The 18,435-nt window shown below is 72.7% G+C and carries 22 protein-coding genes and 1 riboswitch; of the genes, 11 read left to right on the top strand and 11 right to left on the bottom strand.

Annotated elements, in window-relative coordinates:
- Positions 1-3: 3 nt before the first annotated feature.
- Both ACIRJT_RS32930 and bioB read right to left on the bottom strand, forming a co-directional pair.
- Positions 4-1,347: an adenosylmethionine--8-amino-7-oxononanoate transaminase gene (locus tag ACIRJT_RS32930; protein ID WP_403916559.1), complete on the bottom strand. Its 1,344-nt coding sequence runs from the start codon at positions 1,345-1,347 to the stop codon at positions 4-6.
- A complete protein-coding gene (gene bioB, locus ACIRJT_RS32925) occupies positions 1,340-2,626 on the bottom strand; it encodes a biotin synthase BioB (protein WP_403916556.1) in 1,287 nt (428 codons plus the stop codon). The genes ACIRJT_RS32930 and bioB overlap by 8 nt, the downstream gene beginning before the upstream one ends.
- Before the next feature lie 202 nt (positions 2,627-2,828).
- Here bioB and ACIRJT_RS32920 point away from each other — a divergent pair, with 202 nt between their 5' ends.
- Positions 2,829-3,989, top strand: a complete 1,161-nt coding sequence (locus ACIRJT_RS32920; protein WP_403916553.1) for an 8-amino-7-oxononanoate synthase — start codon at positions 2,829-2,831, stop codon at positions 3,987-3,989.
- Here ACIRJT_RS32920 and ACIRJT_RS32915 read toward each other — a convergent pair.
- Positions 3,982-4,233, bottom strand: a complete 252-nt coding sequence (locus ACIRJT_RS32915) for a DUF397 domain-containing protein (protein WP_403916550.1) — start codon at positions 4,231-4,233, stop codon at positions 3,982-3,984. The genes ACIRJT_RS32920 and ACIRJT_RS32915 overlap by 8 nt on opposite strands.
- Positions 4,234-4,242: 9 nt before the next feature.
- The gene (locus ACIRJT_RS32910) at positions 4,243-5,097 is read right to left on the bottom strand and encodes a helix-turn-helix domain-containing protein (protein WP_403916548.1); all 855 of its coding nucleotides are present in this window, start codon (positions 5,095-5,097) and stop codon (positions 4,243-4,245) included.
- A gap of 235 nt (positions 5,098-5,332) precedes the next feature.
- Here ACIRJT_RS32910 and ACIRJT_RS32905 point away from each other — a divergent pair, with 235 nt between their 5' ends.
- Positions 5,333-5,764: an ATP-binding protein gene (locus tag ACIRJT_RS32905; RefSeq protein ID WP_403916545.1), complete on the top strand. Its 432-nt coding sequence runs from the start codon at positions 5,333-5,335 to the stop codon at positions 5,762-5,764.
- 14 nt (positions 5,765-5,778) lie between these two features.
- On the opposite strand, the gene ACIRJT_RS32900 is transcribed toward ACIRJT_RS32905, so the two are convergent.
- Complete coding sequence (locus ACIRJT_RS32900) at positions 5,779-6,702, bottom strand: LysR family transcriptional regulator (protein ID WP_403916542.1); 924 nt, start codon at positions 6,700-6,702, stop codon at positions 5,779-5,781.
- Positions 6,703-6,774: 72 nt separating this feature from the next.
- Here ACIRJT_RS32900 and ACIRJT_RS32895 point away from each other — a divergent pair, with 72 nt between their 5' ends.
- The gene (locus ACIRJT_RS32895) at positions 6,775-7,434 is read left to right on the top strand and encodes a LysE family translocator (RefSeq protein WP_403916539.1); all 660 of its coding nucleotides are present in this window, start codon (positions 6,775-6,777) and stop codon (positions 7,432-7,434) included.
- A 66-nt stretch (positions 7,435-7,500) separates the two neighbouring features.
- Here ACIRJT_RS32895 and ACIRJT_RS32890 read toward each other — a convergent pair whose 3' ends face one another.
- The 3 genes from ACIRJT_RS32890 to ACIRJT_RS32880 all read right to left on the bottom strand — a co-directional run bounded on the left by ACIRJT_RS32890 (position 7,501) and on the right by ACIRJT_RS32880 (position 9,462).
- Positions 7,501-7,971, bottom strand: coding sequence for a C40 family peptidase (locus ACIRJT_RS32890; protein ID WP_403916536.1), 471 nt, complete (start codon positions 7,969-7,971; stop codon positions 7,501-7,503).
- Positions 7,972-7,974: 3 nt separating this feature from the next.
- Positions 7,975-8,160: riboswitch (cyclic di-AMP (ydaO/yuaA leader) on the bottom strand.
- A 353-nt stretch (positions 8,161-8,513) separates the two neighbouring features.
- Positions 8,514-8,819: a hypothetical protein gene (locus ACIRJT_RS32885; RefSeq protein WP_403916533.1), complete on the bottom strand. Its 306-nt coding sequence runs from the start codon at positions 8,817-8,819 to the stop codon at positions 8,514-8,516.
- A gap of 37 nt (positions 8,820-8,856) precedes the next feature.
- Entirely contained in the window at positions 8,857-9,462 is a 606-nt protein-coding gene (locus ACIRJT_RS32880) for an ATP-dependent Clp protease proteolytic subunit (RefSeq protein WP_403916531.1), read from the bottom strand.
- A gap of 84 nt (positions 9,463-9,546) precedes the next feature.
- On the opposite strand from ACIRJT_RS32880, the gene ACIRJT_RS32875 reads away from it, so the two are divergent.
- Positions 9,547-9,831, top strand: a complete 285-nt coding sequence (locus ACIRJT_RS32875) for a type II toxin-antitoxin system Phd/YefM family antitoxin (RefSeq protein ID WP_069753014.1) — start codon at positions 9,547-9,549, stop codon at positions 9,829-9,831.
- A gap of 85 nt (positions 9,832-9,916) precedes the next feature.
- Here the strand turns inward: ACIRJT_RS32875 and ACIRJT_RS32870 are convergent, their stop codons facing one another.
- Positions 9,917-10,900 (bottom strand): ABC transporter permease, encoded by a 984-nt coding sequence (locus tag ACIRJT_RS32870; protein WP_403916527.1) that lies wholly within the window; start codon positions 10,898-10,900, stop codon positions 9,917-9,919.
- A gap of 126 nt (positions 10,901-11,026) precedes the next feature.
- Between ACIRJT_RS32870 and ACIRJT_RS32865 the strand changes: the two genes are divergently transcribed.
- The 7 genes from ACIRJT_RS32865 to ACIRJT_RS32835 all read left to right on the top strand — a co-directional run bounded on the left by ACIRJT_RS32865 (position 11,027) and on the right by ACIRJT_RS32835 (position 16,285).
- A complete protein-coding gene (locus ACIRJT_RS32865) occupies positions 11,027-11,647 on the top strand; it encodes a TetR/AcrR family transcriptional regulator (RefSeq protein WP_403916524.1) in 621 nt (206 codons plus the stop codon).
- Positions 11,648-11,785: 138 nt separating this feature from the next.
- Positions 11,786-12,088 carry an urease subunit gamma gene (locus ACIRJT_RS32860; RefSeq protein ID WP_403916521.1) on the top strand — a complete coding sequence of 101 codons (303 nt, stop codon included), beginning with the start codon at positions 11,786-11,788 and terminating at the stop codon, positions 12,086-12,088.
- Positions 12,089-12,101: 13 nt separating this feature from the next.
- On the top strand, positions 12,102-12,413 hold the full coding sequence (locus ACIRJT_RS32855; RefSeq protein ID WP_403916518.1) for an urease subunit beta: 312 nt from the start codon (positions 12,102-12,104) through the stop codon (positions 12,411-12,413).
- Positions 12,406-14,127: an urease subunit alpha gene (locus tag ACIRJT_RS32850; protein WP_403916515.1), complete on the top strand. Its 1,722-nt coding sequence runs from the start codon at positions 12,406-12,408 to the stop codon at positions 14,125-14,127. Before ACIRJT_RS32855 ends, ACIRJT_RS32850 begins: the two co-directional genes overlap by 8 nt.
- 11 nt (positions 14,128-14,138) lie before the next feature.
- On the top strand, positions 14,139-14,801 hold the full coding sequence (locus ACIRJT_RS32845; RefSeq protein ID WP_403916512.1) for an urease accessory protein UreF: 663 nt from the start codon (positions 14,139-14,141) through the stop codon (positions 14,799-14,801).
- Between the two features lie 21 nt (positions 14,802-14,822).
- Entirely contained in the window at positions 14,823-15,500 is a 678-nt protein-coding gene (gene ureG / locus ACIRJT_RS32840; protein ID WP_403916509.1) for an urease accessory protein UreG, read from the top strand.
- Positions 15,497-16,285 carry an urease accessory protein UreD gene (locus ACIRJT_RS32835; protein WP_403916506.1) on the top strand — a complete coding sequence of 263 codons (789 nt, stop codon included), beginning with the start codon at positions 15,497-15,499 and terminating at the stop codon, positions 16,283-16,285. Before ureG ends, ACIRJT_RS32835 begins: the two co-directional genes overlap by 4 nt.
- Positions 16,286-16,385: 100 nt before the next feature.
- Here ACIRJT_RS32835 and ACIRJT_RS32830 read toward each other — a convergent pair whose 3' ends face one another.
- Together ACIRJT_RS32830 and ACIRJT_RS32825 are read right to left on the bottom strand one after the other, a co-directional pair.
- The gene (locus ACIRJT_RS32830) at positions 16,386-17,438 is read right to left on the bottom strand and encodes an NAD-dependent epimerase/dehydratase family protein (protein WP_403916503.1); all 1,053 of its coding nucleotides are present in this window, start codon (positions 17,436-17,438) and stop codon (positions 16,386-16,388) included.
- Between the two features lie 64 nt (positions 17,439-17,502).
- Positions 17,503-18,219 carry a lysophospholipid acyltransferase family protein gene (locus ACIRJT_RS32825; protein WP_403916501.1) on the bottom strand — a complete coding sequence of 239 codons (717 nt, stop codon included), beginning with the start codon at positions 18,217-18,219 and terminating at the stop codon, positions 17,503-17,505.
- Between the last annotated feature and the right edge of the window lie 216 nt (positions 18,220-18,435).

Below are 18,435 nucleotides of genomic sequence, written 5' to 3'. Positions count from 1 at the left end.
GACTCAGCCCTCCCGCGCCGCCGCGCACACGGCCCGGCAGATCCGCGCCACGTCCTCGTCCCCCGTGACGTACGGCGGCATCGTGTAGACGAGATCGCGGAACGGCCGCAGCCAGACGCCCTCGCGCACGGCCGCGCGGGTCGCCGCCGCCATGTCCACCTCGCGGTCGAGCTGGACGACCCCGATCGCCCCCAGGACGCGTACGTCCACCACCCCGGCGAGGTCCGCGGCGGGAGCGAGCCCGGAGCGCAGGCCCGCGCCGATCCGCGCCACCTCGCCCTCCCAGTCCTGTCCCAGCAGCAGGTCCACGGAGGCGGAGGCCACCGACGCGGCCAGCGGATTGCCCATGAACGTCGGGCCGTGCGCCAGCACCGGCACCTCGCCGCTGGAGATGCCCTCGGCCACCCGGGTGGTGCACAGCGTCGCCGCCATCGTGAGATAACCGCCGGTCAGGGCCTTGCCGACGCACATGACGTCCGGCGAGATCCCGGCGTGCCCGGCGGCGAACAGCTTGCCCGTACGCCCGAATCCCGTCGCGATCTCGTCGAGGACCAGCAGGACGTCGTGCTCGTCGCAGGCCTCGCGCAGCACCCGCAGATAGGCGGGGGAGTGGAACCGCATCCCGCCGGCCCCCTGCACCACCGGCTCCACGATGACCGCCGCGAGCTCGTCGGCGTGCTCGGCGATCAGCTCCCGCAGATGCGTCACGTAGGCGGCGTCCGGCTCCGCGTCGAATCCGTCCGGCGGGGCGTCGGCGAAGACCTGGCGGGGCAGGGCCCCCGACCACAGCTCGTGCATCCCGCCCTCCGGGTCGCACACCGACATCGGCTGCCAGGTGTCCCCGTGGTACCCCCCGCGCCAGGTCAGCAGCCGCCGTTTGGCCGGACGCCCGGCCGAACGCCAGTACTGGAGGCACATCTTGACCGCGACCTCCACCGAGACGGACCCCGAGTCGGCGAGGAAGACGTGCTGGAGCGGTCCGGGGGTGATCTCCACCAGCCGGGTCGCCAGCCGCACGGCGGGCTCATGGGTGAGTCCGCCGAACATCACATGGCTCATCCGGTCCAGCTGGCCGCGCGCGGCCTCGTTGAGGACCGGGTGGTTGTAACCGTGCACCGCCGACCACCAGGAGGACATGCCGTCCACCAACTCGTGCCGCCCCTCGGCGGGTTCGGCGAGCCGTAGCCGTACGCCGGAGGCCGACTCCACGATCAGCGGCTCCTGGCGGCCGGGCATCGGACCGTACGGATGCCAGACGTGCGCCCGGTCCAGGGCCCGCAGTTCGTCCGGTGCGTAGGGCTTCGGCGCGGCGGACACGGGGAGTGCGGGGGCGTACGGCTCAGGCATTGGGCGCGAGATCCGTTCCCGCGCCGCGGCGGCGGACGGCCACCAGATCCGTGCGCGCCGCTCCGGCCGCGTCCGTGCGCGAGGCCGGCACGCCCTCCCCGGTGCTCCCGACGCCGCCCGCCGGCTGCCGCTCCCGCTCACCGTGGCCGCCGCACGGTCCGCAGCCACCGCCGCCTTGGTGGGAACCGCAGCCCGCGGCTCCGGCGGTCCCGTGCGATCCGCAGCCGGGCTCCGCCGTGGCGTCCTGCGTGCCGCAGCCGCCGCTCAGGGCGTCGGCCCGGTGGCGCGGCAGCGTCGTCGTGCCCGCGCCCTCCACCTCGAAACCGGCGTCCGCGATCATGTCCAGGTCGGTCTGGCCGGCCTGGCCCTCACTCGTCAGGTAGTCGCCCAGGAAGATGGAGTTGACCAGGTGGAGCGCCAGCGGCTGCATCGAGCGCAGGTGCACCTCACGGCCCCCCGCGAGCCGCACCTCGACATCGGGGCAGACGAAACGGACCATCGCCAGAATGCGCAGGCAGCGCTGCGGGGTGAGGTTCCACTCCTTGGCGAGCGGCGTCCCCTCGAACGGGATCAGGAAGTTCACCGGCACCGAGTCCGGGTCCAGGTCCCGCAGCGCGAACACGACGTCGACCAGGTCCTTGTCGCTCTCGCCCATCCCGGCGATCAGCCCGGAGCACGCCGAGAGCCCGGCGGCCTGGGCCTGCTGCACGGTCTCCACCCGGTCCGCGTACGTGTGGGTGGTGGTGATCGCCCCGTACGTCTCCTCGGACGTGTTGAGGTTGTGGTTGTACGCGTCGGCGCCCGCCGAACGCAGCCGGTCGGCCTGCCCGTCGGAGAGGAGGCCGAGGCAGGCGCACACCTCGACGCCCTCGTTCTCCTCCTTGATCGCCTCGATGGTCTTCGAGACCCGGTCGACGTCCCGGTCCGTCGGACCGCGCCCGCTCGCGACCAGGCAGACCCGCTTGGCGCCGCCCGCCACTCCGGCGGCGGCGGCCTTGGACGCCTCGTCCGGCTTCAGCCAGGTGTACTTGAGGATCCCGGCCTTCGAACCGAGCCGCTGCGAGCAGTAGGAGCAGTCCTCGGGGCAGAGCCCCGACTTCAGGTTGACCAGATAGTTGAGCTTGACGCGCCGCCCGAACCACTGACGGCGCACCTTCCCGGCGGCCGCCACCACGTCGAGCAGCTCGTCGTCGGAGGTCGCCAGTACGGCGAGCGCTTCTTCGCGGGTCGGCAGTTCGCGCCGCAGCCCCTTGTCCACCAGCGTGTTCAGCAGGTCCATGAAAGATGATCCTGGCGTACGGCACCGCCTCCAGCCAAGGAGGAACCAGACAGGAGACCCGGGCGAGGGTGTGTGTATTGCCACACCCTGACCTGCTGCGCACCCGGTTAGGGTCTGTTGGCTGCCTACAAAGGGACCGTCCGCACCGGACCGTCCGCGCGGAGCCGCCCGCCGAGGGCCCGCCTACCCAAGGGACCGCCCCATGTCCTTCGCCCCGTTCGACTGGATCGACGCCGAGGCCCGCAGCCGGGCCGCCGCCGGACTCGTACGGACCCTGCGTCCGCGCGGCTCCGAGCCGGAGCTGCTGGACCTCGCGAGCAACGACTACCTGGGCCTCACCCGGCACCCGGAGGTCATCGCCGCCGCCGTCGGCGCCGCCCGTCGGTGGGGGGCGGGGGCGACGGGGTCCCGCCTGGTCACCGGCTCCACCGCCCTGCACGCCCGGCTGGAACAGGAGCTCGCCGCGTTCTGCGGTTTCGAGGCTGCCCTCGTGCTCTCCTCCGGATACGCGGCCAATCTCGCCGCGCTGACCGCGCTGACCGGGCGCGGCTCCCTCATCGTCTCCGACGCGGGCAACCACGCCTCGATCGTGGATGGCTGTCGGCTCTCCCGCGCCGAGACCGCCGTCGTGCCCCACGCCGACCCGGAGGCGTTCGAGAAGGCCCTGCGGGCGCACGACGGGCGGGTCCTCGCGGTCACCGACTCGGTGTTCTCCGTCGACGGCGACGCCGCCCCGCTTTCCGCCCTGGCCGAAGTCTGCCGCTCCGGCAACGCCGCCCTGCTGGTGGACGACGCCCACGGCCTCGGCGTGCTGGGCGACGGCGGTCGCGGCGCGCTCGCCGCGGCCGGGCTGGCGGGCGGCGACGGGATCGTGGCCACGCTCACGTTGTCGAAGTCGCTGGGCAGCCAGGGCGGAGCGGTCCTGGGGCCCGCCCGGGTCATCGACCACCTGGTCAACACGGCCCGTACGTTCATCTTCGACACCGGACTCGCCCCGGCGGCGGCCGGCGGCGCGCTCGGCGCCCTCGGGGTGCTGCGCCGGGAGCCCGAACGGGCTTCCCGCGCCCGGGAGGCGGCCATCTCGCTGTACGGCAGGCTCACCGCCGCCGGGCTGAGGGCGGTCCGGCCCGACGCGGCCGTCGTCTCCGTCCGGGCGCCCTCGGCGGACGCGGCGGTGCGCTGGGCGGCCGACTGCCGCGCGGCCGGGATGGCGGTGGGCTGCTTCCGCCCGCCGTCGGTACCGGACGGCGTCTCGCGGCTGCGGCTGACCGCGCGGGCCGACCTGACCGAGGAGCAGATCACGACCGCGGTGGCCACGGTCCTCGCCACCGCTCCCCGGCAGGCGGACGCTCCGGTCAGTTGAAGCGCGGTGGCTCGGCTCCGTGCGGGCCGAGCCCGTCCACGAACGTGCTCCAGGCCGCTGCCGAGAAGCGCAGCGGAGGCCGGTGCACGTCCTTGGAATCGCGTACGCCGAGGAGCGCGCCGCCCAACAGGGCGGTCTCCACGCAGTTGTTCATCCCGGTCGAGCGGCTGCTGCGCCGCCACCGCGGCGCGGGCGGCGCTGTGGACGACGGCGGTGCGGCGGACAGTGCGGGACGGTCTGACATGGCGGCCCCTTAGCTGCGTCTGATCTCGGTGATGAGGTCCAGCGAGCGTTCTGGTGACAGCGCGTGCGCCTGCAAGGAACGGAAGGCCGAGCTGTACGCGTCAAGGTCTTCTTTCCGTTCCAGATAGAGGCTACTCGTCAAGTGGTCAAGAACGACCACATCCAGATCAGAAATGTTCGGAAAGGAGAAGATAACGAAAGGGCCCGTGAGTCCGACGTGTCCACCGACCGAGAACGGCAGCAACTGCAGTTGCACATGCGGTAGTTGAGCAACCTGAGTCAGGTGGTGCAGCTGGTCCCTCATCACCTCCGGCCCACCCACCTCACGGTGGAGCACCGCCTCGTCCAGCACGGCGGTGAAGCGCAGCGGAGGGCTCGCGCGCAGCACCCGCTGGCGGGTCAGCCGGACCTCGACCAGGGAGTCGAGCCTGCCCGTCGGTAACCCGTCCAGCGAGGCGCGGGTCACGGCCCGTGCGTATCCCGCGGTCTGGAGCAGTCCCGGCACCACCGAGGTCTCCAGCGTCCGGACCGTACTGGCCTGCGACTCCAGGCTGATGAAATCGCGGTACTGCGGCGGGATCAGCCCCCGGTAGGCGTGCCACCAGCCCGAACCGCCGCCGCCCGCCGACCCCGCGAGGACTTCGAGCAGGGAACGCAGCTGGGTGTCGCGCACCGCGTAGACGTCCAGAAGCCGTGAGACGTCGGCGGGCGTCACCCCGCTCGCGCCCGTCTCGATGCGGCTCACCTTCGACTGGTGCCAGCCGAGCAGCCGCGCCGCGTCCCGGCTGGTCAGCCCGGAGGCGTGGCGCAGACTCCGCAGCTCCTCACCGAGCTTGCGGCGTCGGACGACGGGGCCGTGCAGCATGCCGGTCTCCTTCTGCTGTCGCGAAGGGCCGGTCCGTCACCGGAGCCGACCCGCAGAGGGGTCAGTGTGCCGTCCGTCCACGCCGTACGGGTCCCGAATTCACCGCTTCGAGCGACAGATATATGCATATCTTGGCCGAACGCCGTTACAGGGAGCTGCATCAATGGCAATCTGGCGCGAAGCACAATCCTGGCCGGCCGCCGGTCGGCCAGGGCGGGAAAGGGACGGCGTCGCCATGGCAGACCATCAGGAAGCAACCGTCACGCTGCCGACCGATCCGGTCTCGGTCTCATCGGCCCGCAGACATGTCGCCAGGACCTTGGCCCAGTGGGGCCTGCCCGACGACACGGACTTCGCCGACACCATCCGGCTGATCGTCTCGGAGCTGGCCACCAACGCCGTCCAGCACACGTTCGGCCAGTCGCCCACCTTCACCGTGGACCTGCGCCTCGAACGCGACGAGGAACTGTATCTCGGCGTCACGGACAGTCACCCCCGCTGGCCCCAGCGGCTGCCCGCCGCCGTACGACAGGACAACGGCCGCGGCATGGTCATCATCCGGGCGCTGGCCAAGGAGCGCGGTGGGCGGGTCCAGGTGACCCCGACCGCCGAGGGCGGCAAGACGGTCTGGATCGCCCTCCCCTGGGCCGTCCCGGCCCAGGGCTGACCCCGCGGTGAAGCTCACCGCGCCGGGACCGTGCTCCCGCGGCCGAAACCGCCGCGCAACAGCGCGAGCAGCGTCGCCGCCGCGGCGGTCGACCGGTCGCCCCGGTGCACGACCGAGATGGTCCGGCGGAACGAAGCGGGCTCCAGCCGCCGGACCGACAGCGGGGCCGCCGCCATCGAGGCGACCATCTCCGGTACCACCGCCACCCCGAGCCCCGCGCTGACCAGCGCGCACACCAACGCGTAGCCGGGCGACTCGCAGACCACGGCGGGCGTCGCCCCGGCCTCGGCGAGCGCGTTCTCGACCCCGCGCCGGGGCGGATGGGAGGGCGCGCTGCTGATCAGCGGCCGCCCCGCCAGCTCGCCGACCGGCAGCCGCCCGGTGCCCTCGGAGAGCCGATGGCCCACCGAGGTGACCAGCACCAGCTCCTCGACCAGCAGGGGTTCGACCAGGACGCCCGCCGACGGGGGCTCGGCCGCCGCCGGTTCGTACGCGTGGGTCAGGGCGAGGTCCACCTCGCCCGCGACCACTGCCGCGATCCCGCCGGGCGGTTCGTAGTCGGCGACGGCCAGCTCGACCTCCGGATGGGCCCGCCGGAACGCGCTCAGGACCGGCGGCAGCAGATGGATCCCGGCCGTCGTGAACGTCCCCACGCGCAGCCTGCCGCCCGAGAGCCCGGCCAGTCGCGCCAGCTCGTGCCGCGCCTGGTCCAGCTCGTCCAGGACCCGCCGGGCCCGGCCCGCCAGCAGCTCGCCCGCCGCCGTCAGCCGCGCCCCACGGTGGTGGCGCACCAGCAGCACCGCCCCGGTCTCCCGCTCCAGTTTGGCCAGCTGCTGGGAGAGCGCGGGCGCGGTGTAGCCCAGGCGGGCGGCGGCCCGGGTGATCGATCCGGCCTCCGCGACCGCCACGAGCGCCGCGAGCCGTGTCGGGTCGTACATGAAGCGTTCCTTTAGGCAGACCCAGAAGATTGCAAGTACACGCTAATGGCTCCGCCGGTCCAAGGTGGACCCATGGACGCACAACTGATCGCCTTCACCGGGGTCGCCGCCGGGATGGTCGCGCTGCCCGGCGCCGACTTCACCGTCGTCGTACGCAACGCCCTGGCCTCGCGCACCGCGGGCCTGGCCACCGCGCTCGGCGTCGCCGGAGGGCTGCTGGTGCACACCGCGCTCGCGGTCGCCGGACTCGCCGCGGTGCTGGTGACCATGCCGGTGCTCTTCCGCACCGTCCAGCTGCTCGGCGGCGCGTACGTGCTCTACCTCGGGATCAGCGCGCTGTACGCGATCCGCCGCCGGCCCCCGCAGGACAGCTCCGGCTCACCCTCCGGTACGAGGGAGGGCGAGCCGGAGCGGCCCGCGCCCAGGGAGCTCGGACGCGCGCTGCGCCAGGGGTTCCTGACCAACGCGCTCAACCCGAAGGCCCCGGTCCTCTTCCTCAGCCTGCTGCCGCAGTTCGTGCCCCACGGTCAGCCGCCGCTGCCCAGGACCCTGCTGCTCGCGGCCCTGGTGGTGGTGCTGGCGCTGATCTGGTTCCCGGCCGTCGCCCTGCTCGTGGACCGGCTGGGCCGGTGGCTGCGCCGCCCGCGTACCGCCCGCGCCATCGAGGGCGGCAGCGGGGTGGCGCTCACCGGTCTGGGACTGGCGCTGGTCACCGGCCCGCTGCTGCGCTGAGCGCGCCGCGGGCGGCCCCGGGGACGGGCGGGGCCGTCCGCACGGGAAGAGCGTCCGGTCGGCGGGTCAGCGGACCCGTCCGTACCAGACGCTCTTGGACCAGATCTTGGCCAGTCTCACCACGTCCCCCGATTTGGGGGAGTGCCAGATCTTCCCGGCCCCGGCGTAGATGCCCACGTGGTAGACGCTGCGCCCCGAATGGAAGAAGACGAGGTCACCGCGTTTGCGCTGCGACTTCCCGATGTGACGGGTCTTGTTGTACTGCTGCTGTGCCGTGCGGGGAAGCTTCTTGCCGGCCTTCTTGAACGAATAGACCGTCAGCCCCGAACAGTCGAAGCGGCTGGGACCGGCCGCTCCGTACTTGTAGGGAGCCCCCTTCTTCGACGCGGCGACCTTCAGCGCCTTCGTCGAGTGGGTGGCGGCCTCGGCGTCGTTCACCAGACCGGGCGCCAGCATCGAGGACGTCACGGCCAGGGTGAGTACCGAGGCCGTGCCGACCCGGGCGAACAGAGACGGGACATGAACCTGCGCAGACATGCGCAACCCTTCGTCAGCCGCCTGTGAAGGATGACCTGTCGGGTTCGGGCTGGCGAAGTCGCCCGGCCGCTGACGCGGCTTCACCCCGAGGGCTTCCCGGTCTCCCGGTCGGCCCGTTGTGCTCGGGTCCTCCACTCCTGCCGATCCACTCCTGTCGACCAGTCATCCGGGCGGCGGCAGGACTCGGCGTCCGCCCGGACCGCCCCGCCGCGGTGGCGGGGGCTTGTCGTCCCAGGGATCTTGACTCACCCGGTGCCGGATTTCCGAGCTGAAACAGCGGTTTGTGAGTCTCCTCACCACTGATCCATTCGGGTGGACAGGTCGGATTCGCGCTCGCCCGCGAGCCGGGCGCACACCCTCGTACCAGCGACGAAAGGGTGCTTTTCGAGTACGGACCGTGCGTCGAACGCAAGTTGAGCCGTCGCTCGTGCGGGTGATCGCCTACGCCGAACGAGCGAGGCGAATCGGTCCCGGGACCGGGCGTGTCGTGCGCGGCTCCGACCGGTCCGCTCCCGTATGGCGCTCCCCGTGCGCGGGGCCGGTCAGTTCACGGGCGGCGGCATCGCGACCCGGCCCGCCCTGCGCTCCCCGTCCAGGACGCGCAGGGCCCGCGCCAGGGTGGCGGCGTGGATCCGCGACTCGCCGCGCTCGTGCATCAGGGCCAGGGCTTCGCGCAGGGCCGCCGCCCGGGAGGCCAGGGCCTGGGCGGCCCGCAGTGCGCTGTAGGTGTCGCTGCCATGGGCCGGATTGATCCGGCCCACCTGGTCGAGCACGGCCAGATAGCAGTCGACGAACTCGCCCTCGGCCCGGGTCAGTGCGGGCAGCGGTGGGAAATCGGGTGGCTCCATCGGCGTTTCACCTCGCGTCGTACGGCGACCGGGAGAGTCAGCGGCTCTCCACGACGTGGTCGACCAGCCCGTGGGCGAGGGCGGCCTCGGCGTCGAGGATGGTGTCGCGCTCGATGTCGGCGGTGATCTGCTCCGCGGTCCGGCCCGTGTCCCGGACCAGCATGGCCGCGAACATCTCGCGGGTGCGCACCAGTTCGCGCGCGTGAATCTCCAGGTCGGACGGCTGGCCCCGCATCGGCTCCTCCATCGCGGGCTGCTGAATGACTACCCGCGCGCCCGGCAGCGCATGTCGGCGCCCCTTCGCCCCGGCGGCCAGCAGGGCCGCGGCGTAGGAGCCCGCCTGTCCCAGGCAGAAGGTCTCCACCTCGCAGGTCAGGAATCGCATCGTGTCGTAGACCGCCGCCATCGCCTGGAACGTGCCGCCGGGGGAGTTGATGTAGAGCGACAGGGGCCGGTCGGGATCGGCGTGCTCCAGATACATGAACTGGGCGATGAGATCGCTCGCGGCGATGTCGTCGATCGGGCTCCCGAGGAAGACGATCCGCTCGGACAACAGCTTGGAGTACGGGTCCAGCGTCCGGGTTCCGGTCGCGGTGCGCTCGGTGAACTCCGGCAGTACGTAGCGGGCGGCGGGGCGGATCATGGCGTGCCTCTCTCCTGGAGCTGACCATCCGTCTGCCCGTCCGTAAAAAATGTACAGGACGTACAGAAGGTTATGATGGGGACTATGGCCTACGAGATTCCGGTGACGCAAGCACGGGCGGAGCTCGCCGAACTGATCAACCGCGTTGTCTACGGCGGTGAACGCGTGGTGGTGACGCGGCACGGCAAGCCGCTCATCGCCCTGGTTTCCGCCGCTGACCTGCAACGACTCGAAGAGGATGAGTCCGCCGCCGAGGAGCAGGTGATCAGCTCGGTCTCCTCGATCGGCTCCGCGCCATCCGCTCAGGGCGAACGGCGCAGGTTCGGCATCGCCGCCGAGCACCGCCCCCGCGACGGTCGGGACGCCTGAGACCGCGGCTGTCCCCGGGGCAGCACGAAGCCGGGCGCCCCTCCGGCGGGAGGGGCGCCCGGCTCGGCCGGGGTGGTTCCGGTGCTCAGCCGGTCAGGGCCGGCTCCCGGTCGGGTTCGGCCGGCTCCGCCACTGTCGGCGCCCGGCGGGCGAACAGCACCGCCGCCAGGCCGAACAGCGACCACAGCGAGAGCGTCAGGACGGCGCCGCCCGCCGCGCTCCCGTCGAAGAAGGCGACCGAGCGGAGCAGTGAACCGCCCGCGCCCGGCGGGAGCCACTGGCCGATCGCGCCCACGGGCTCGGGCAGCAACTCCGGTGCACTGGTGACGCCGGAGAAGGGGTTGCCCAGCAGGACCATCAGCAGCGCGCCGAGTCCGATGCCGCGCGGCCCGAACAGGGCGGCGAGTCCGGCCACCGCCGAACCGATGGCCAGCACGGTGAGCGCGATCACTCCCGCCTCCGCCCACCAGCCGCCCGTGACCACGCCGAGCCAGCTGTGTGCCACGGAGGTGGCGACGAGGCCCACCATCGAGGCCGACCCGACGAGGGTCACCGCGCCCCGCGCCCCGCGCAGTCCCATCAGGGTGACGACCGCTCCGGCCGCCATGCCCGCGAGGGCCAGCGGCAGGACGCTCGCGCCGAGTGCGCTGCCGCGCGGGTCCCCGGGCGGCGCGGCGACCACATCGGTGACCCGGACCGGCGCGCCCTCGGGCGCGGACGCCGTCACGGCCTCGCGCAGCAGCTGGGAGGCGACGGGGCTCGCCGCCGAGGCGGTGAGCAGGTGCGGCCCCTGCGGGGTGACGACGACGGCTCCGTATACGACCCGGTCCTCGATCGCGGTGCGGGCGGCGGCCTCGTCGTCGAAGCGGTGCACGTCGAACGCGCCGTCACGCTGCCCGAAGCGCTGTTCCAGCTGCTGGGCCGCCGGTGCCGGGCCCGCGACCCCGACCGGGAGGCCGTGCGGGGCGATCCGGGCGGCGGGCCAGGCGAAGGCCCACAGGGTGAGCGTCACCATCAGGGGGATCAGCAGGATCACCGCCACCGCGCGGCGGTTGGGTGCGGTGGACATGAGGGGCCTCGATTCGTGCGGCGACAGAGAATTCCAAGAGAAGGATCGTTCGTTTTACGTCTCGTTCCCACTGTCGGCGCGCCGTGCGGGATTGTCAAGAAGGAATGTTCGTTTTAGATTGACACCATGGCTCGCGTATCCCAGGAACACCTCGACGCCCGTCGCCGTCAGATCCTCGACGGTGCGGCGCGCTGCTTCGCCCGCAACGGATTCCACGGCACGTCCATGCAGGACGTCCTCAAGGAGGCGGGTCTGTCCGCCGGGGCGGTCTACCGCTACTTCCCCGGCAAGGAGGACATCATCGCGGCCATCACCGAGGAGACCTTCGCCGTCATCCGCGGCGCCTTCGAGGAGGCCTCCCGCATGACGCCGCCGCCCACTCCGGACGCACTGCTGGGCCGGGTGCTCGGCGGGGTGCTCGCGGGGGAGGTGCACGGGCTGGAACGCAGGGCCTTCGCCGCGCTCGTCGTCCAGCTCTGGTCCGAGACGCTGCGCGACGAACGGCTCGCCGCGCTGCTCGACGACGGCTACGCCACCATGCGCGTCGCCTGGACGAAGCTCGTCGACGCCTACCGTTCCGCCGGGATCCTGGCGAGCGATGTGCCCGGCGACGATGTGGCGCGCACGCTGATCGCGACGGCGCAGGGCTTCATCGTGCAGGAGGCGCTCTTCGGGGACGTGCGCCCCGAAGTGCTGGAGAACGGGTTGTGCGGGTTGATGTCCATGAACCCGCAAAAGATCAGTTAACGCAATGGAAAAACTTCCGCCCTAACGTGCAATGCCTGGTCGCGAGGGGGCCGTTCCCCGTTCAACGAACTGTTGAACGGGGATAGGGTCCCGCTGCGTCCGGAGCCGGAGCCGGACGGAAGACGATGAGGTGGAAGCGTGCAACTGACCCCGCACGAGCAGGAGCGTCTGCTCATCCATGTGGCCGCCGACGTGGCCGAGAAGCGCCGGACACGCGGGCTGCGGCTCAATCACCCCGAGGCCGTCGCCCTGATCACCGCGCATCTGCTGGAAGGCGCCCGGGACGGCCGCACCGTCGCCGAACTCATGTCCTCCGGGCGTAAGTTGCTCACCCGGGACGAGGTCATGGAAGGCATCCCCGAGATGCTCCACGACGTCCAGGTCGAGGCCACCTTCCCGGACGGCACGAAGCTCGTCACCGTCCACGACCCGATCGTCTGACGGGGCCGCGCCGATGATTCCCGGAGAGATCCTGTACGGGGAGGGGGACATCCCCCTCAACGAGGGGCGGACCGTCACCCGCCTCACCGTCCTCAACGCCGCCGACCGTCCCGTCCAGGTCGGCTCCCACTACCACTTCGCCGAGGCCAACCCCGGGCTGCGCCTCGACCGCGCCGCCGCCCACGGGCTGCGGCTGAACATCGCCGCCGGCACGGCGGTCCGCTTCGAGCCCGGCATCCCCGTCGAGGTCGAACTCGTCCCCCTCGCCGGCCGCCGCGTCGTCCCCGGCCTGCGCGGCGAAACCGGAGGAGCCCTCGATGCCTGACCTCGAGAGAGCCGTCTACGCCGACCTGTTCGGACCCACCACCGGCGACCGGATCCGGCTCGCCGACACGGATCTGCTCGTCGAGATCGAGGAGGACCGCTCGGGTGGCCCCGGACGCGCGGGCGACGAGGCGGTGTTCGGCGGCGGCAAGGTGATCCGGGAGTCGATGGGCCAGGCCCGCACCACCCGCGCGGAGGGCGCGCCCGACACCGTCATCACCGGGGCCGTCGTCATCGACCACTGGGGCATCGTCAAGGCCGACATCGGCATCCGGGACGGCCGGATCACCGGCATCGGCAAGGCCGGGAACCCGGACACCATGGACGGCGTCCACCCCGACGTGGTGATCGGCCCGGAGACCGAGATCATCGCGGGCAACGGGAAGCTGCTCACGGCCGGAGCGGTCGACGCCCACGTCCACTTCATCTCGCCGACCCTCGTCGACCAGGCGCTCTCCAGCGGCATCACCACCCTCGTCGGCGGCGGCACCGGCCCCGCCGAGGGGAGCAAGGCCACCACCGTCACCCCGGGGCCCTGGCACCTGGCCCGGATGTTCGAGGCGCTGGAGACCTTCCCGGTCAACATCGGGCTGCTGGGCAAGGGCAACACGATGTCGCGGGAGGCCATGCACTCCCAACTGCGCGGCGGCGCACTGGGATTCAAGATCCACGAGGACTGGGGTGCCACGCCCGCCGTCATCGACGCCTGCCTCACCGTCTGCGAGCGGACGGGCGCGCAGCTCGCCATCCACACGGACACCCTCAACGAGGCCGGGTTCGTCGCCGACACTCTCGCCGCCATCGCCGGCCGGACGATCCACGCGTACCACACGGAGGGGGCGGGCGGCGGACACGCGCCCGACATCATCAGCGTGGTCTCCGAGCCGTACGTCCTGCCCAGCTCGACCAACCCCACCCGGCCGCACACCGTCAACACCATCGAGGAACACCTCGACATGCTGATGGTCTGTCACCACCTCAACCCCGCCGTCCCCGAGGACCTCGCCTTCGCGGAGTCCCGGATCCGGCCCTCCACCATCGCGGCCGAGGACATCCTGCACGACCTCGGGGCCATCTCGATCATCTCCTCGGACTCCCAGGCCATGGGGCGGATCGGCGAGGTGGTCCTGCGGACCTGGCAGACCGCCCACGTCATGAAGAAGCGTCGCGGAGCCCTGCCCGGGGACGGGCGGGCCGACAACCACCGAGTCCGTCGCTATGTCGCCAAATACACCATCAACCCCGCCGTCGCGCAGGGACTGGACCGGGAGATCGGCTCCGTGGAGACCGGCAAGCTCGCCGACCTCGTCCTCTGGGACCCGGCGTTCTTCGGCGTGAAGCCGCAGACCGTCATCAAGGGCGGCCAGATCGCGTACGCGCAGATGGGCGACGCCAACGCCTCCATCCCGACGCCCCAGCCGGTCCTGCCGCGGCCGATGTTCGGCGCCCTGGGACGCGCGGCCGCCCACAGCTCGTTCAACTTCGTCTCCGCCGCCGCGATCGAGGACGGGCTGCCCGAACGCCTCGCCCTGCACAAGCGGTTCGTGCCGATCACCAGTACCCGGGGCGTCACCAAGGCGGACATGCGGGAGAACGACGCCGTGCCGCAGGTCCACGTCGACCCCGACAGCTTCGCCGTCACGATCGACGGAGATCCGGTCGAGCCGGCGCCGGCGGCGGAACTGCCCATGGCCCAGCGCTACTTCCTCTTCTGAGCGGACCCGCCATGTCACGCGCCGCACTCCTCGTCCTCGCCGACGGCCGGTTCCCCGCCGGAGGGCACGCCCACTCCGGCGGCGCCGAACCGGCCGTCGCCGAGGGACGCGTCCTCGACGCCGACTCCCTCGCCGACTTCTGCCGGGGCCGCCTGCACACCACGGGCCTCACCGCCGCCGCCCTCGCCGCGGCGGCGGCCCACGGCCTCGATCCGCTCGCCCTCGACGAGGCCGCCGACGCCCGTACGCCCTCGCCCGCCCTGCGGGCCACCGCCCGGAAGCTGGGCCGGCAGCTGATGCGGGCGGCCCGCGCCACCTGGCCGGGCCCCGAACTGGACGCGCTCGCGGCGGCCCGGCCGCGCGGCGCCCACCAGCCGGTCGTCCTCGGGCTCACCGCACGGTCGGCGGGGCTGGCCCCTGTGGACGCCGCCCACTGGGTCGCGTACGAGACCGTCAGCGGGCCCGCCACCGCCGTCGTCCGGCTCCTCTCCCTCGACCCCTTCCATGCCACCGCCGTACTAGCCCGGCTCGCCCCCGAGCTGGACCGGGTCGCCGAACAGGCCGCCGAGGCCGCCCGGCAGGGCATCGACGCCCTGCCCGCCGCCTCGGCGCCGCTCCTCGACATCACCGCCGAGGCGCACGCCGCCTGGCCGGTCCGCCTCTTCGCCTCGTAATCGTCACCCACTGGAGCCCCCATGCACCTCGGCCACTCCCACGACGGCCCCGGCGCCGTCAGCGCCGACGCCACCCGCCCCGACGGCACCCGGCGCGCCCTGCGCATCGGCCTCGGCGGTCCCGTCGGCTCCGGCAAGACGGCCACCGTCGCCGCCCTCTGCCGCGAACTGCGCGACCGGCTGTCCATCGCCGTCGTCACCAACGACATCTACACCCAGGAGGACGCCGCCTTCCTGCTGCGCAACGCGGTCCTGCCGCCCGAGCGGATCCAGGCCGTCGAGACCGGCGCCTGCCCGCACACCGCGATCCGCGACGACATCTCCGCCAACCTCGAAGCCGTCGAGGACCTGGAGGACGCGGTCGGCCCGCTCGACCTGATCCTCGTCGAGTCCGGCGGCGACAATCTCACCGCCACCTTCTCCAAGGGGCTGGTCGACGCGCAGATCTTCGTCATCGACGTCGCGGGCGGCGACGACATCCCGCGCAAGGGCGGCCCCGGCGTCACCACCGCCGACCTCCTGGTCATCAACAAGACGGACCTCGCCCCCTACGTCGGCTCCGACCTGGAGCAGATGGCCCTCGACGCCGAGAAGCAGCGCGGCGAACTCCCCGTCGCCTTCACCTCGCTGACCTCGACCGAAGGCGTCGGCCCGGTCGCCGACTGGGTGCGGGCACAGCTCGCCGCCTGGGCCGCGTGAGCGTCCGCGCGACGGCCCGGCTGCGCGCCGAGCCAGACGGGCGCGGCGGGACCGCCCTGCCCGTCCTGGTCAGCGACGGGCCGCTCGCCCTGCGTCGCACCCGCTCGCCGCTGGCCGCGTACGCCCGGGTCACCGTCGTCGGCGCGATGAGCGCCCCGCTCAACGGCGACCGGCTGGCGATCGGGGCGGACATCGCGGACGGGGCGCGGCTCACCGTGGACTCGGCGGCGGCCACCGTGGCCCTCCCGGGCCCACGGGCGGACACCGGCCCGTCCACGTACGGGGTGGACCTGTCCGCGGGGGAGGGGGCCGTGCTGCACTGGCTCCCCGAACAGCTCGTCTCCGCCCACGGCAGCGACCTCCACCAGACCACCCGGGTCCGACTCGCCCCCACCGCCCGCCTGCTGCTGCGCGAGGAACAGATCCTCGGCCGCCACGGCGAGCCCACCGGCGCGCTCACCACCCGGCTCACCGTCCACCGCGCGGGCCGCCCGCTCCTGGACCAGCAACTGGCCTACGGGCCCGACGCTCCCGGCGGCTGGGACGGCCCCGCCGTCCTCGGTGGCCACCGGGCCGTCGGCCAGCTGCTCCTCGTCGACCCCGCCTTCGAGGACGCCCCGCTCCCCGCACGCCTCCTCGGACCCACCGCCGCCCTGACCCCACTGGCCGGCCCCGCCGTCCTGGTGACCGCCGTGGCCGCCGACGCCCGCCTGCTGCGCGGGATCCTGGACGAGGCGATGCGCGAGCTGCTGGACGGGCTGAAGGCGGACCGTGACACGGGTTGAAGGCGGCCCGGCCGACGGAGTCCGCTCGGCGAACCTCATCAGCGCTCCGCACGCCGCGCCGAAGCCTGGATCACCCAGGAGGCGCCCGACCGGGGACCGCTCAGCGCCGTCCCCGGTCGTGCGCCTCCAGCCAGACGTCCTCCGCCGCGTAGTCGAAGAGCCATGCGCCGTAGTTCTTGAGCATCTTCGGGAACGCCTCGCGCCAGTCGCGCTCCGCCAGCTGCCCGGCGAGCCACTCGACCGTCTCCGGCAGCGACTCGACGTACCCGGTAACCGGGCGGTAGCCGAGCTGTTCCTCGGCGGCCCCCATGTCGTAGACCACGGGGTGGGCGCCGCTCCACGGTGTCACCCCGACATGCCCCTCCGGGGAAGCGCCGTCGATCAGCACCGTCTCCGTCTCCCGCCCCAGCACACCGTCGATCGCCGATGCGATCTCCGCGACCGTGGGGGCCTCGGGGTCCGCCGCGTTCAGCACGCGGGAGCCCGGATTCCCGGCGGCGAGCCGGATCAGCTCCGCCGCGTTGGACACATGCACCGGATGGAAGCGGCTCTCCCCGCCGTACGCGAACACCCGGCGCCGCCGTCCGTCGAGCAGCCGCTTCACCACGTACAGCTCGCGCGGTGTGCGGCAGTACGGGCCGTGGACCGCGCCCGCGCGCAACAGCGTCACCGGCAGCTCCTCGCCCGCCGCCAGCAGCTCCCGCTCCAGCAGGATCTTCCGCGTCGCGTACGAGGCGTCACCCGGTGCCACCGTGCGCCAGGTCTCCGGCAGCGGCACCGGATAGCGGGGGAAGCCGTCGATCGAAGCCTGTGTGTCGAAGCTGCGGCCCCGGTCGTCCTCGTACACCGCCCCGCTGGAGATCACGACGGCCGACCCGATCCGGCCGGCCAGCCCCGTCAGCTGCCGGGCGTGCGCGCCGTCGAACGCCACCATGTCGACCAGCACGTCACAGCCGTCGCCCAGCGCCCGGCCGAGCGCCCCCTCCTCGTCCCGGTCGAGCCCCACCGCCCGGACCCCGGCGTCCCAACCCTCGTCCCGGCCGCCGCCGCGCGAGGCCGCGGTGACCTCCCAGCCGTCCGCGGCGAGCGCCCGCACCGCGGCCCGCCCGATCTGGCCCGTCGCACCCAGCACCCACGCGTGTCCTCTACTCATGACCCGACGCTAGGGGAGCGGACCCGCCGGGGGCGAGGGCGCTCTGCCGGTGGCGTATTCGCGCTCAGCGTCGGAGCCCCGGGAACTTCCTCGGCGGCGCGGCCTCCTGCTCGGCCGCCTTCACCTTGGCCGCGTACTCGTCCACGTACTCCTGGCCGGAGAGTTCGAGGATCGCGTACATGATCTCGTCCGTCACGGCCCGGATCGCCGCTTTCTGGTTCTCCATGCCCGCGTAGCGGGAGAAGTCGAGCGGTTCGCCGAAGCGGATCGCGACCCGTTTGATCTTCGGCACGACCTGGCCGGGCGGCTGGATCTCGAAGGTGCCGACCATGGCGCAGGGAATCACCGGAGCCTGGGCGGTGATCGCCATCACCGCGACCCCGACCTTGCCCTTGTAGAGGCGGCCGTCGTGCGAGCGGGTGCCCTCCGGGTAGATCCCCAGCAGCTCGCCCTTGCCCAGCACACCGAGCCCCTCGCGGATGGCCGCCTGCCCGGCGTCCTTGCCGGACCGGTCCACCGGGATCTGGCCCGCGCTGCGGAAGAAGGCCGCGGTGAGCCGGCCCTTGATCCCCGGGCCCGTGAAGTATTCGGCCTTCGCCAGGAAGGTGATGCGGCGCTTGATGATGGCCGGCATCAGGAAATGGTCGGAGAAGGAGAGGTGGTTGCCCGCGACGATCGCCGCGCCGCCCGTAGGAATGTTCTCCAAGCCCTCGATCCGGGGCCGGAACAGCAGCCGCAGTACGGGCCCCAGCACGACATATTTCAGGACGTAATAGAACACCTTGCGGGTGCACCTCGCTCTGCCGGGTCGGCGTCAGGGCTGTACTGCCGGGTTCAGGGCTGCGTACTACCAGGTCACGGTGGTGGCGGGGGCCCAACCCGAGGCCCCCGCCCCCCCCGGCGCCCCGAGCCCACCCGGCGCCCCCCGCGGACCCCCCCCCCGGCCCCGCCCGCGGGGGCACCCCCGGCCGGGGCCCCTCCCCCCCGGCGCCGGCCT

Source organism: Streptomyces sp. NPDC102283 (assembly GCF_044766265.1).
Lineage (GTDB): Bacteria > Actinomycetota > Actinomycetes > Streptomycetales > Streptomycetaceae > Streptomyces.
This window is presented reverse-complemented; position numbering and strand designations above follow the sequence as displayed.

Bases quoted from the DNA above. Each gene is read 5' to 3' on its own strand.
- ACIRJT_RS32930 (WP_403916559.1), bottom strand. From the start codon at position 1,347: ATGCCTGAGCCGTACGCCCCCGCACTCCCCGTGTCCGCCGCGCCGAAG.
- bioB (WP_403916556.1), bottom strand. From the start codon at position 2,626: ATGGACCTGCTGAACACGCTGGTGGACAAGGGGCTGCGGCGCGAACTG.
- ACIRJT_RS32920 (WP_403916553.1), top strand. From the start codon at position 2,829: ATGTCCTTCGCCCCGTTCGACTGGATCGACGCCGAGGCCCGCAGCCGG.
- ACIRJT_RS32915 (WP_403916550.1), bottom strand. From the start codon at position 4,233: ATGTCAGACCGTCCCGCACTGTCCGCCGCACCGCCGTCGTCCACAGCG.
- ACIRJT_RS32910 (WP_403916548.1), bottom strand. From the start codon at position 5,097: ATGCTGCACGGCCCCGTCGTCCGACGCCGCAAGCTCGGTGAGGAGCTG.
- ACIRJT_RS32905 (WP_403916545.1), top strand. From the start codon at position 5,333: ATGGCAGACCATCAGGAAGCAACCGTCACGCTGCCGACCGATCCGGTC.
- ACIRJT_RS32900 (WP_403916542.1), bottom strand. From the start codon at position 6,702: ATGTACGACCCGACACGGCTCGCGGCGCTCGTGGCGGTCGCGGAGGCC.
- ACIRJT_RS32895 (WP_403916539.1), top strand. From the start codon at position 6,775: ATGGACGCACAACTGATCGCCTTCACCGGGGTCGCCGCCGGGATGGTC.
- ACIRJT_RS32890 (WP_403916536.1), bottom strand. From the start codon at position 7,971: ATGTCTGCGCAGGTTCATGTCCCGTCTCTGTTCGCCCGGGTCGGCACG.
- ACIRJT_RS32885 (WP_403916533.1), bottom strand. From the start codon at position 8,819: ATGGAGCCACCCGATTTCCCACCGCTGCCCGCACTGACCCGGGCCGAG.
- ACIRJT_RS32880 (WP_403916531.1), bottom strand. From the start codon at position 9,462: ATGATCCGCCCCGCCGCCCGCTACGTACTGCCGGAGTTCACCGAGCGC.
- ACIRJT_RS32875 (WP_069753014.1), top strand. From the start codon at position 9,547: ATGGCCTACGAGATTCCGGTGACGCAAGCACGGGCGGAGCTCGCCGAA.
- ACIRJT_RS32870 (WP_403916527.1), bottom strand. From the start codon at position 10,900: ATGTCCACCGCACCCAACCGCCGCGCGGTGGCGGTGATCCTGCTGATC.
- ACIRJT_RS32865 (WP_403916524.1), top strand. From the start codon at position 11,027: ATGGCTCGCGTATCCCAGGAACACCTCGACGCCCGTCGCCGTCAGATC.
- ACIRJT_RS32855 (WP_403916518.1), top strand. From the start codon at position 12,102: ATGATTCCCGGAGAGATCCTGTACGGGGAGGGGGACATCCCCCTCAAC.
- ACIRJT_RS32850 (WP_403916515.1), top strand. From the start codon at position 12,406: ATGCCTGACCTCGAGAGAGCCGTCTACGCCGACCTGTTCGGACCCACC.
- ACIRJT_RS32845 (WP_403916512.1), top strand. From the start codon at position 14,139: ATGTCACGCGCCGCACTCCTCGTCCTCGCCGACGGCCGGTTCCCCGCC.
- ureG (WP_403916509.1), top strand. From the start codon at position 14,823: ATGCACCTCGGCCACTCCCACGACGGCCCCGGCGCCGTCAGCGCCGAC.
- ACIRJT_RS32830 (WP_403916503.1), bottom strand. From the start codon at position 17,438: ATGAGTAGAGGACACGCGTGGGTGCTGGGTGCGACGGGCCAGATCGGG.